General features: G+C 60.7%; 10 protein-coding genes. 7 read left to right on the top strand and 3 right to left on the bottom strand.

Going from position 1 to position 11,398, the window contains the following annotated elements; translation table 11 throughout:
- A partial coding sequence (gene istA / locus QU481_RS14720; protein ID WP_289830490.1) for an IS21 family transposase occupies positions 1-876 on the bottom strand: 876 nt, incomplete at its 3' end.
- A gap of 314 nt (positions 877-1,190) precedes the next feature.
- Here istA and QU481_RS14715 point away from each other — a divergent pair.
- Complete coding sequence (locus tag QU481_RS14715) at positions 1,191-2,108, top strand: slipin family protein (RefSeq protein ID WP_289830795.1); 918 nt, start codon at positions 1,191-1,193, stop codon at positions 2,106-2,108.
- Positions 2,109-2,596: 488 nt separating this feature from the next.
- The gene (locus QU481_RS14710) at positions 2,597-2,812 is read left to right on the top strand and encodes a YMGG-like glycine zipper-containing protein (RefSeq protein ID WP_289830794.1); all 216 of its coding nucleotides are present in this window, start codon (positions 2,597-2,599) and stop codon (positions 2,810-2,812) included.
- A gap of 297 nt (positions 2,813-3,109) precedes the next feature.
- Here QU481_RS14710 and QU481_RS14705 read toward each other — a convergent pair whose 3' ends face one another.
- Both QU481_RS14705 and QU481_RS14700 read right to left on the bottom strand, forming a co-directional pair.
- Complete coding sequence (locus QU481_RS14705) at positions 3,110-4,306, bottom strand: DesA family fatty acid desaturase (protein WP_289830793.1); 1,197 nt, start codon at positions 4,304-4,306, stop codon at positions 3,110-3,112.
- Between the two features lie 239 nt (positions 4,307-4,545).
- On the bottom strand, positions 4,546-4,734 hold the full coding sequence (locus tag QU481_RS14700; protein ID WP_289830792.1) for a hypothetical protein: 189 nt from the start codon (positions 4,732-4,734) through the stop codon (positions 4,546-4,548).
- A gap of 382 nt (positions 4,735-5,116) precedes the next feature.
- Between QU481_RS14700 and QU481_RS14695 the strand changes: the two genes are divergently transcribed.
- From QU481_RS14695 to QU481_RS14675, 5 genes are all read left to right on the top strand, one after another.
- Positions 5,117-6,412, top strand: a complete 1,296-nt coding sequence (locus tag QU481_RS14695; protein ID WP_289830791.1) for a cation:proton antiporter — start codon at positions 5,117-5,119, stop codon at positions 6,410-6,412.
- Positions 6,413-7,015: 603 nt separating this feature from the next.
- Positions 7,016-7,807: a MetQ/NlpA family ABC transporter substrate-binding protein gene (locus QU481_RS14690; protein WP_289830789.1), complete on the top strand. Its 792-nt coding sequence runs from the start codon at positions 7,016-7,018 to the stop codon at positions 7,805-7,807.
- 180 nt (positions 7,808-7,987) lie between these two features.
- On the top strand, positions 7,988-9,013 hold the full coding sequence (locus QU481_RS14685) for an isopenicillin N synthase family dioxygenase (RefSeq protein WP_289830788.1): 1,026 nt from the start codon (positions 7,988-7,990) through the stop codon (positions 9,011-9,013).
- A 43-nt stretch (positions 9,014-9,056) separates the two neighbouring features.
- Entirely contained in the window at positions 9,057-9,839 is a 783-nt protein-coding gene (locus tag QU481_RS14680) for a MetQ/NlpA family ABC transporter substrate-binding protein (RefSeq protein ID WP_289830787.1), read from the top strand.
- Positions 9,840-9,953: 114 nt separating this feature from the next.
- Positions 9,954-11,324, top strand: coding sequence for a pyridoxal-phosphate dependent enzyme (locus QU481_RS14675; protein ID WP_289830786.1), 1,371 nt, complete (start codon positions 9,954-9,956; stop codon positions 11,322-11,324).
- Positions 11,325-11,398: the final 74 nt, after the last annotated feature.

Raw genomic sequence — 11,398 nt, 5'->3', positions numbered from 1 at the left:
CTCCAGGCACTGACGCAGAACCAGGTTGAGTTCTTGCAGGCTGAAGAAGCGCTGGTGACGCAACCGGGCCAGCACCCAGCGCTCGACCACCTGGACGCCGACCTCGACCTTGGCCTTGTCGCGCGGCTTGTACGGCCGCGCCGGCAGCACCGCGCAGCCGTAATGTTGTGCCAGGTCCTGGTAGGTCGGGTTCAGGTCCGGCTCGTAGCGGGACGGATGGCGCACGCCGCTCTTCAGGTTGTCGGGGACCACCAGCGCGGTGACGCCACCGAGATAGTCGAAGGCGCGCACATGGCTGCCGATCCAGTCTTCCAGCTGCTGCGTGAAGGTCGCTTCGAGGTAGGTGTAGTTGGAGGCGCCGAGCACCGCGACGAAGATCTGCGCGGCGTGAATTTCGCCGGTATGCGGGTCGATGACGTCGACCGTCTGCCCGGCGTAGTCGACGAACAGTTTCTCACCGGGTGTGTGGTGCTGGCGCAGCGTCACTGCCAGCGTCTTGCGCCAACGGCGGTAATGGTCGCAGAACGCGCTGTACTGGAGTCCGTCCGGTGTTTCGGCCTTGTACTCCTGCCACAGCAGCTCCAGCGTCACGCCTTTGCGGCGCAGTTCCTGGTGCAGCGTCGGCCAGTCGGGTTCGGTGCGGCGGACTTTCGACGGCGCCGTCGGGGGAAATAGCAGGCCATTGACGGTGGCTTCGTCCAGGCCGGCGGGTAGCGGGAAGCTCAGCCCGGCGAGCTTGGCGCGGGCGAGGTAGTCGCTGACCGTGGTGGGGGATGCGCCGATCATTCGGGCGATCGCGCGCCGCGAGTACAGACCTGCGTGATGCAGGCGAAGGATTTCGACGATTTTGCGCATGGATAACCTGTGGTTAGACATCGGGCACCCAGGAAAAAAGCTCGAGGGTGCCACGGGTTACCCCGCGCGCTACAGCTTGTTACGGCAATGTTGCAAGCCGTCCAGGTTGGCCTGGAACGGGTGTCCAGTTTGCGCTGGAACGACTGTCCAGGTTCAGCTGGAACAGGTGATCAGGTTGCCCCGGAATACGCACTCGTCTTCGCGTGCTCGCGCAAAATCTCTCGTTGCCCTATGGCCCGTGGAGTCTCGCTGAGTGCGCAAACGCACAGACATGCCGTGCTCACCGCGCGCATTGTGCTAGCTGAAGTCTCTTAATGAACCCCCGGAGTACCTTTATGAACCCCATCACCTTTTTCATCGTGTTCATCTTCCTGGCCGTCGGTGCCTTGTTGGGCGCAATGGGCTACCTGGTTCTGGGTGGGGCGCTATGGGTTGTCGGCGCCGTCATCGCACAGTCGTTGAAGATGGCCAATACCTGGCAGAAATTTGTCGTACTGCGTGCAGGGAAGCTACAAGGGGTCAAAGGCCCCGGCCTGTTCATGATCATCCCGGTCGTTGACAGTGTGGTGGCCGTGATCGATGAGCGCATTCAGACCACGGCTTTCAATGCCGAACAGGCACTGACACGGGATACGGTACCGGTAAACGTTGATGCCATCATTTTCTGGCATGTGCATGATGCCCAGAAAGCGGCGTTAGCGATCACTAACTATCGCCAAGCCATCGACCGCGTGGCGCAGACATCGTTGCGCGAGATGATTGGCTCTTCGATGTTGGCGGCTCTGCTATCCGACCGACACGCGGCGGACCTGCAGTTGTGCGAAGAAATCGGTCAGAAAACGATCGAATGGGGCGTAACGGTCAGCTCAGTCGAAGTCCGCGATGTGGCAATCCCGGTCGCGCTGCAGGATGCCATGTCCCGCCAAGCCCAAGCCGAACGCGAGAAGCAGGCACGTATCATCCTCGGTACCGCCGAGGCCGAGATTGCGGGTAAGTTTGTCGAGGCGGCCAAGATCTACGTCAGCCAGCCGGGCGCCTTGCAACTGCGTGCGATGAACATCATTTACGAGACGACCAAGGAGCGCGGCACAACCATCCTGATCCCTAGCTCGATGGTCGACAGCATGAACCCGGGAAGCGCCATCGCGCTCTCCTTGGCCTCGCAGGCAGGTACCACCCGTTCGGTGAATCAAGAGTCGGATCAACCGGTGAAATCCCTTGCCATCGCGCCAGAGCTGGCGATGCTGCCATAGCCTAAGGGATGGTTTCGCGGCTTGGCGGCCGCTAGTGGCTGCCGCATCGATGGGGGAGTCGGTTCAGGACTTAGTCGGAAGGGGGCCAACGGCCTCCCTCTCGGAGTCTGCAGCGCCCCTTCCTACGACACCCGTTACGCCGAAAAGCAGAAGCTCCACAGAGAATGATTTGTCTGCGTTGCACTACTCTACGTTGCCGTGCCGCCGAGAATGATGGCGCCGCCCCAGCCATAGCGTATGTCGCCAAGCGCACAGACAAGACCGTGCGCTTGGCGCAATGTGTATTTATGACTCAACACCGGCCGCACACGTTGGCCGAAATACGTCCTCCTTGCGAGTTCTCACTATGCAGCCCGTGTCGTCGAGCCAATAGCCAGCATGGCTTGGTCAAACAGTGCCCTGGTCGAATGCTGCTTGGCCGTCCGGCCTGCCATGGCTTGCCAGCTGCGAAGTGCCGGGGGCTCAATGCTCGATAAAGAGGTAATGCAATGAAAACGCATCAAAATTTAACGAGCTGCACCGCTATCACCTTGATAATGCTTAGCTTAGGGGGTTGTGCGGGAATGTCTCCACAAGGTAGGAACACCGCCATCGGTGCGGGTGTCGGGGCGATCGGTGGCTCCGTACTGACCGGCGGCAGTGCACTCGGAACAGTCGGCGGCGCTGCCGTCGGCGGCATCATCGGTCATGAGGTCCGCCATTAATGCCACGCGGTAGCATTCCCCCTCTGCCTCGCGAGCCGCATTTGCGGGTCGTCTCATAACAGGGCGTGCCCAAGGTTAACTTCGCGGCAATAGTCCAACGACAATCGAGACGAGAAGCCACAAAAACCCAAGAACAACACCCTGGCCCTCGCGAGCGTCATCATGGCGCTGCCAATAAACTACATCAGTGCAGCGGCCAGGGTGATCATTAACAGTCGTCCGCTTCTGTGCTTGGCTGGCAAGCCCGAAGGGTGGGTCTACCCTGACCCTTTCATGCTCCAGTCGCCAGGTCGAATACTAGGAATAGCCTTGTTCGACACCGCGCAATTGCCGGGAGAACTCCCGAAGCGCAGCAATACCACTTTCCTCTGCGCTGCGGCACCAATGTTCCAGCTGTGTGAGCCGCAGTTCCTTCGACGCCGTTGACCGCCCACACAAGGCGGCAAGATCCTGGCGCATCGAATAAATAATGCTCAATATCGGGCTGTGCTGCAAGGCTTGTTCCAGTACCTGGCGTTCCTTGTCGGGCAGCGCGCACTTCTCACTTCGCAGCCCCACTTTGATCGAATCGATTGAGCCAGTATCCCTTGCCTCAAGGGCGGCACTGGCATGCAGCCAACGGATTTCCACCTCGGCATCATGGTGCAGGGCCTGATCGAACCGTGCCAATACGGCATAGCGATGGGTGATGACGGCAGCCAAGGTGCCCTCATCGCAGCGATTCTTAGCGACGTTGTAGCGAAGACGGGGCGTGATCTTTCGCACCTTTGCCAGGTGGCATTGCTCCAGTACGCGGATGTAGAGCCAGCCGACATCGAACTCCCACCAAGCGATCGACAGCTTGGCCGACGTGACATAGGCATGGTGGTTATTGTGCAGTTCCTCACCACCGATCAACACGCCCCAAGGCACTATGTTCTTCGAGCTATCGTTTGTCGCGAAAGTGCGGTAGCCCCAGTAGTGCCCCAGACCATTGACAACGCCCGCCGCGAAGAACGGAATCCACAGCATTTGCACGGCCCATATGCTGAGTCCGAGCGGGCCGAACAGTACGATTTCAATTGCCAACAATAGGCCGATGCCGAGCCCAGTGTGCTTCGCGTACAGGTGATGCTCGATCCAGTCGTCCGGTGTGCCATGGCCATACTTTTCGAGGGTCGCGGCAGTGCGGCTTTCTGCCCGGTAAAGTTCGGTGCCTTCAAACAGCACTTTCCCAATACCATAGATCTGCGGGCTGTGGGGGTCATCGGCGGTATCGGTGGTGGCGTGATGCTTGCGATGGATGGCAGTCCATTCCTTCGTGACCATGCCGGTGGTCAGCCACAGCCAGAAACGGAAGAAATGGCTGATAGTAGGGTGGAGCGTCAGCGCCTGATGAGCCTGGTGCCGGTGCAAGAAGATCGTTACGGCGGCGATGGTGACGTGGGTCAAACCCAGCGTAACCAATACATAACCCCACCACGGCAAAACAAGTAGGCCAAGTAGCATCGCCATCTCCCTGGCAAAGCAACATAGCGCTCTTTACGGGTTTCGTATCAACGCCATGTCCTTATTCATCATGCTACGCAAGCTTGAGGTGACGTCTGTACGCCGCCGCACACACGGGGCTCCCCTTTTGCGCTGACATGTGGGGCTCATCTTGGCCGAATAGGCACTGTTGATAATCGACAAAGCCACCGAGCAGCATGAAAGCGCCCTCTTTAGTAGAGGGCGAAAGCCGGTTCATCACGACACTAGAATTCATCTTGGTGTGCGTAATATTTCATGTCGATTAATTCATCAAGACGTCGACGATTGCTGCGACGCTTTGCGGCGACTCGCGGATTGCAGGTAGGAATCGCATAGCGGCTGACGATTCGCCTGAATTCATGCGGTTCTTTTTGAATGGCGCGGTATTTAAAGTGAGTTCGGATGGCATGCATATCACCCCCCCTTGTAGCCCTGAATCTGGGTGCGATGAGAATATCACACCCTCTAGGCTGGCAATCTAAATGTGTCGATACAGTTACTACCTATTCAGTTACCGACCTATTTAATTATAGAAGGCCCCCGTGCTCATGCCGATTTAATGGCATCAGTGATATTTAGCCGCCTATCCTAGTGATAGTGGCAATGGATTCGAGAGGGCATGGGACAGTGTTACTGCCGATCTTTTCACAATGACTCCGTGGACGAATGAACCTGCGCTATGCCATACAGTTTACGACTACCCTCGAACCTTGTTATTTGGGTTCGATCCCTCTCCCGGATCGGCCACTGCGACGTTCGTACCGCGCGAAGCTTAAGTGGAGATAGGCTCCTGCCATGACTCTACCCTTCTGGTCGTTGTTCATCGGCCTGCTGCTCATCATCATGGTGTTGCTCGGAACACTTCTGACTCGCCTGCTGCTCAGTAGCGCCATGATTTATCTGGGCATAGGTTACGTGCTTGGGCCTGGTGGACTGAGCGTGATCAACCCTGACCCAGCCCTCTATGCAGAGATCTTGGAATCGGTCGCCTTAGTGGCCTTGCTCATCTCGCTGTTTACCGTCGGTCTGAAAATGGGGACCGTGCCTTTGTCAGATCGGCGCTGGTTGCTTCCATTACGGTTGGCCTTTCTCTCCATGACGATCACCGTGGGGCTGATTGCAGCTGTCGGAGTGTGGGGGCTGGGGCTGTCGCTTGGCGCAGCAGTGCTGCTGGGCGGCATCCTCGCCCCAACAGATCCGGTACTAGCCTCTGGCCTGCAGCCGGAATCCGGGGCAAAACCGGATCGGCTGCAATTTAGTCTGGCCGGCGAAGGAGCATTGAATGACGGCACCGCCTTTCCCTTCGTCATGCTGGGACTGCACCTATTAGGCGCTCGTGGATCAGGTTTCGGGATTTGGCATTGGTGGTTGGTCGACGTATTGTGGGCAACAGCGGGAGGTTTGTTCATTGGGGGCGCATTCGGGACATTAATTGGCAGAGTCGTCGTCTATCTACGTACTCGTCATCAATTAGCAGTGGGTTTAGACGAGTTTCTATCTCTTGGATTGATGCTATTGACATATGGCGTGGCACAACTATCTCTCACCTCCGGGTTCCTGGCGGTATTTGCCGCAGGTCTGGCGCTGCAGCGTGTGAAGGAGCAGCCCCGTGCAGGGGCAACATCGCTGGGAGCGGCACAAGACGCGAGCGGCCACGGCTATGGTGTGTTAGCGACCCACTCCCATCATGCGAGCGCGGTAATGACACACGCGGTACAAGGATTCAACGAGCAGCTGGAAAAGTTGGCCGAACTGGCGATCGTACTACTCGTCGGTGCAATGCTGCCGTACGTGATCCTGTGGACTGCCGTGTGGTGGTTTATTCCACTGCTGTTTGTCTTACTACGGACACTGGCGGTTTCGGTTGGTCTGTTGGGAGAACCACTGACCATGAGGTTACACTCGATGATAGGTTGGTTCGGGATCCGCGGGATAGGCTCCGTGTTTTACCTGATGTTCGCTATTAATCACGATATAACAGCCTCATTGGCACAAGAATTGATCACACTCACATTAGTGACCGTGGCAGTGTCCATTCTGGTGCACGGTGTGTCGGCAGGACTATTGATGAAGTGGCACGGACGACGCTAATCCAAGGCACTACGAGACTGCACTCTGTTCCCGCTTGCTTCAGAGAACGTTTATTTCTGATCGCCCCGGGGATAGCGGAAGGAGTCCGCTCGAATCTCCGATGGCAGCCATGGCCGGAGGCTGTGTGAACACGCGCCCACCACTATGATGCCCGTAATGCCACGCCGGGGATTGGGCAATGACACGGTTTGTTCAGGGGGAGAACCGGTCGCAAGCTGTACTGGTGCCTGCGCTGACCTGCTCACCACTAAAATATCTTTTTGGAATTTAAAAATCATTTCATATCATTTTTGGTTTTATTGCGAACGGAATATACTGCCCTTCATTCGGATACCGCTTTCGGACACTCACCCCATCACCCCGGTCTATCCGGCCGGGTCAACGGGAGCCACCGTGATGAACACAAACAGCACTCACGCCTCTCACCACTCTTCACCACGACGGCCGCACTCGGCCAGCGTGGCCCGCTTCGGTGCCGCCGCTGGCCGCCGGTGTTGTAGCCGCTAAACCCACACTACCACTTCGTTTTCGTCCGCCCGCGTTTGAGCGCGGCGTTGGACTGCTATTGCCTATCGACACAGCCCACACAGAAGGATAACGATCATGAAACGCACCCTCGCCAAAGCCAGCACGCTGCTCGCCGCCCTCGTTCTCAGCACCACCGCTCTCGCCGCCCCGGTGAAGCTGGTGGTCGCCGCCTCGCCGGTGCCGCACGCCGAAATCCTCGAGGCGATCAAGCCGCAGCTCGCCAAACAGGGCGTCGACCTGGAGGTGAAAGTGTTCAACGACTACATCCAGCCGAACCTGCAGGTAGAGGACAAGCACCTGGATGCCAACTTCTATCAGCACATCCCCTACCTCGATCAGTTCAACAAGAACCGCGGTACCCATCTGGTGGTGGCCAGCAATCCGGTCCACATCGAACCGTTCGGCGCCTATTCGGTGAAGATCAAGAAGGTCGCCGATCTGAAGGACGGCGCCACCGTGGCCATTCCGAACGACCCGACCAATACCGCCCGCGCCCTGCTGCTGCTGCAACAGAACGGCCTGATCAAGCTGAAGGACCCGAGCAACATCAATAGCACCGAGAAGGACATTACCGCCAACCCGAAGCAGCTGAAGTTCAAGGCGCTGGAGGCGGCCACGCTGCCGCGCGTGCTGAACCAGGTGGATCTGGCGCTGATCAACGCCAACTACGCGCTCGAAGCCAAGCTCAACCCGAAGCGTGACGCACTGTTCGTCGAGACCAAATCGCCGTACGCCAACCTGCTGGTGGCCCGCGCCGACAACAAGAACAGCGATGCGGTACGCAAACTGGCCGCCGCGCTGACGAGCCCGGAGGCGAAGAAATTCATCGAGACCAAGTACAAGGGCGCAGTGATCCCGGCATTCTAAGCTGCGACTGACCGCACCCTTCCGACCACGCTGCCCGGCCCTGTCATACCGTTTGTACTGCCAATGGCCGGGCGGCTGGTCGGAGCCGTTGCACTGGGCTTTCTTGGCCGCTCGCCCCCCGAGCGTGAGCCCATTCAAAGCGGCCCCAGCCGGGGCCTCCGCTTTTCCGGAAGAGTCATCATGAGTACATCGCCCCCCTTGGCGTTACCGCTGCTGGACCTCTCCTGCTTCGACGCTGGCCCAGCGGAGCGTGCTGCCTTTCTCGATGAATTGCGCCGAGCCGCACGCGACACCGGCTTTTTCTACCTGACCGGCCACGGCATCCCCGGCCACCAGGTGCGCCAGGTCATCGACGAGTCGCGCCATTTCTTTGCGCTGCCCAAGGCCGACAAGCGCGCCATCGACATGGTCTACTCGCCGCACTTTCGCGGCTACACCGCCGCCGGCCGCGAGCTGACCCGCGGCAAGCCCGACTGGCGCGAACAGCTCGACCTGGGCGCCGAGCGCCCGGCGCTGAACCCGCCGCCCGAGGCGCCTGCGTGGCGCCGCCTGCAAGGTCCGAACCAGTGGCCACTGGCGCTGCCGCTACTGCGCCCCATGCTGATCGCCTGGCAGGACGCTGTCACCCGCGTCGCCATCCGCCTGCTGCGTGCCTTCGCCGCCGCATTGGAACAACCCGAACACATCTTCGACGATGCCTTCGCCAAGGCGCCGATCCAGCACCTGAAGATCATCCGCTACCCGGGACTGGACGAGCCGACGTCCGACGAACAGGGCGTGGGCGCCCACAAGGACAGCGGTTTCCTGACCCTGCTGCTGCAAGACGAGCAGGCCGGCCTGGAGGTGGAAACTGCCCACGGCTGGATCGGCGTGCCGCCGCTGCCGGGCAGCTTCGTGGTCAATATCGGCGAATCGCTGGAACTGGCGTCCAACGGCTATCTGCGCGCTACCGTGCACCGCGTGACCAGCCCGCCGGCCGGCCGCGACCGCCTGTCCGTGGCCTTCTTCCTCGGACCGCGTCTCGACACCACCGTGCCGCTGCTGCCGCTGCCCGCCCACCTGGCCGCCGAAGCGCCGGGGCCGGCCACCGACCCGGCCAACCCGCTGTTCTACGAGGTGGGCTGGAACACGCTGAAGGGTCGGCTGCGCTCCCACCCGGACGTTGCCGAACGCCATTACGCTGACCTGCTCAAGGCGCGCGCCTGAGCCTTTAGACCGACGTTGATCCGCCAACACAGAGGGAATACCGATGAAGACCCGACAGTTGCTTCTCTCGACGCTCCTGGGCTTGGGCGTGAGCTTGGCCGCCCAGGCCGACACCCTCACCGTCGGCGCCGAGGCGGTGCCGCACGCCGAGATTCTGGAACACATCAAGCCGGTGCTCGCCAAGGAAGGCATCGACCTGAAGGTGAAAGTGTTCACCAACGGCCAGCAGGAAAACTTCGCGGTCGCGCAGAAGGAGCTCGACGCTAACTACTTCCAGCACAAGCCCTTCCTCGACGGCTTCAACAAGGCCAAGGGTACGCAGCTCGTGTCGGTGGCGGCAATCCACGTCGAACCGTTCGGCGCCTACTCGCGCAAGATCGGGAAGCTCAGCGAGCTGCGCGACGGCGCGGTGGTGGCGGTGCCGAACGACCCGTCCAACGCGGCGCGTGCGTTGCTGCTGTTACAGAAGAACGGCCTGATTCGGCTGCGCGACCCGAACAACATCCTGTCCACCGCCCGCGACATCGTCGTTAACCCGAAGAAGCTGCAGATCCGCGAGCTGGAGGGCGCGACGCTGTCGCGCGTGCTCGACCAAGTCGACCTGGCACTGATCAACACCAATTACGCGCTGCAGGCCAAGCTGCAGCCGAGGCACGACGCGCTGTTCATCGAGGACAGCCAGTCGCCCTACGCCAACATCCTGGTCGCACGACCGGACAACCACAACAGCCCGACGCTGAAAAAGCTGGTCGCCGCGCTAACGTCGAGCGACGTACGTCAATTCATCGACAGCCGTTATCAGGGGGCCGTGGTACCGGTGTTCTAAGCTGATAACACCCACAGCGGCGGAGCGACCCTCTGCCGCCCCGGCCACTCTCCCCGCCCCATGACGGCATCAGTAACCCCGGCCCCACAAGGGTCGACTATCGCAGGTAACGCCATGTCTTACTCTTCCGTACTGGCCCTGATCGGCAACACCCCGGTCGTCAGGGTCACGCAGCTCGACACCGGGCCGTGCGAGCTGTACCTGAAACTGGAAAGCCAGAACCCCGGCGGCTCGATCAAGGACCGCATCGCGCTGGCGATGGTCGAGGCGGCCGAACGCGACGGCAAGCTGAAACCGGGCGACACCATCATCGAGGCAACCGCCGGCAACACGGGGCTCGCCCTCGCGCTGGTGGCCGTGCGCAAGGGCTACAAGCTGACACTGGTGGTGCCCGACAAGATGAGCCGCGAGAAGATCCTGCACCTGCAGGCACTCGGCGCCCACGTGGTGTTGACCCGTTCCGACGTCGGCAAGGGCCACCCCGAGTACTACCAGGATCTGGCCGCGCGCATCGCGGGCGAAACGCCAAACGCGTACTACATCGACCAGTTCAACAACCCGACCAACCCGCTCGCGCACGAGACCGGCACTGCTCCCGAACTGTGGGAGCAGCTCGACCATGAGGTCGACGCCATCGTCGTCGGCGTCGGCACGAGCGGCACCCTCACCGGGCTGTCGCGCTTCTTCGCCAAGCACTCGCCCAACACCGAGTTCGTGCTGGCCGACCCGGCAGGTTCGATCCTCGCCGACGTGGTCAACACCGGCAGTCACGGCGAGCCCGGCAGCTGGCTGGTCGAAGGCATCGGCGAGGACTTCGTGCCGCCGCAGGCGGACCTCTCCCGCGTCAAGACCGCGTACAGCATCAGCGACATGGAAAGCTTTGAGGCCGCCCGCGACCTGCTGCACCACGAGGGCATCCTGGCCGGCTCCTCATCGGGCACCCTGCTCGCCGCCGCGCTGCGCTACTGCCGCGCGCAGACCAAGCGCAAGCGCGTCGTCACCTTCATCTGCGACAGCGGCAACAAGTATCTGTCGAAGTTCTACAACGACTCCTGGCTGTTCGACCAGGGCCTGTTAACCCTGCCGAAGGTCGGCAACATCACCGACCTGATCCCGCGCAAGCATGCGCGCGGCGAGGCGATCGTGTGTGCGCCGGGCGAGCCGCTGACCCAGGTCTACCAGCGCATGCGCCTGAACGACGTGTCGCAGCTGCCGGTGCTCGACGATGGGCACGTGGTCGGCATCATCGACGAATGGGACCTGCTCGTGTTCGTGCACGGCGAGCCGGAAAACTTCCTCGAACCGGTGTCGAAGGCGATGACGAAGCAGGTGCGGGTGCTGTCGCCCGACGCCTCGGTGCAGGACCTGCTGCAGCTGTTCAACGAGGACCTGACCGCGCTGGTGATCGACGGCGACCGCTTCGTCGGCCTGATCACGCAGGCGGATTTGCTGACCTATTGGCGCCAGCGGCTGACTCGCCAATGAGCCACGGACGACAACCCGGACCGCACTGTTCGGGCCGTTCCACCGGGTTTTTCCAGCGTCCCACTATCAATGAC

This window comes from Crenobacter oryzisoli (assembly GCF_030385785.1).
Taxonomy (GTDB): Bacteria; Pseudomonadota; Gammaproteobacteria; order Burkholderiales; family Chromobacteriaceae; genus Crenobacter_A; species Crenobacter_A oryzisoli.
Note: the sequence above shows the minus strand (reverse complement) of the source record. Positions and strands in the feature narration are given on the sequence as shown.

Excerpts from the sequence above, each read along its gene's own strand:
- QU481_RS14715 (WP_289830795.1), top strand. The coding sequence starts at position 1,191 with ATGAACCCCATCACCTTTTTCATCGTGTTCATCTTCCTGGCCGTCGGT.
- QU481_RS14710 (WP_289830794.1), top strand. The coding sequence starts at position 2,597 with ATGAAAACGCATCAAAATTTAACGAGCTGCACCGCTATCACCTTGATA.
- QU481_RS14705 (WP_289830793.1), bottom strand. The coding sequence starts at position 4,306 with ATGGCGATGCTACTTGGCCTACTTGTTTTGCCGTGGTGGGGTTATGTA.
- QU481_RS14700 (WP_289830792.1), bottom strand. The coding sequence starts at position 4,734 with ATGCATGCCATCCGAACTCACTTTAAATACCGCGCCATTCAAAAAGAA.
- QU481_RS14695 (WP_289830791.1), top strand. The coding sequence starts at position 5,117 with ATGACTCTACCCTTCTGGTCGTTGTTCATCGGCCTGCTGCTCATCATC.
- QU481_RS14690 (WP_289830789.1), top strand. The coding sequence starts at position 7,016 with ATGAAACGCACCCTCGCCAAAGCCAGCACGCTGCTCGCCGCCCTCGTT.
- QU481_RS14685 (WP_289830788.1), top strand. The coding sequence starts at position 7,988 with ATGAGTACATCGCCCCCCTTGGCGTTACCGCTGCTGGACCTCTCCTGC.
- QU481_RS14680 (WP_289830787.1), top strand. The coding sequence starts at position 9,057 with ATGAAGACCCGACAGTTGCTTCTCTCGACGCTCCTGGGCTTGGGCGTG.
- QU481_RS14675 (WP_289830786.1), top strand. The coding sequence starts at position 9,954 with ATGTCTTACTCTTCCGTACTGGCCCTGATCGGCAACACCCCGGTCGTC.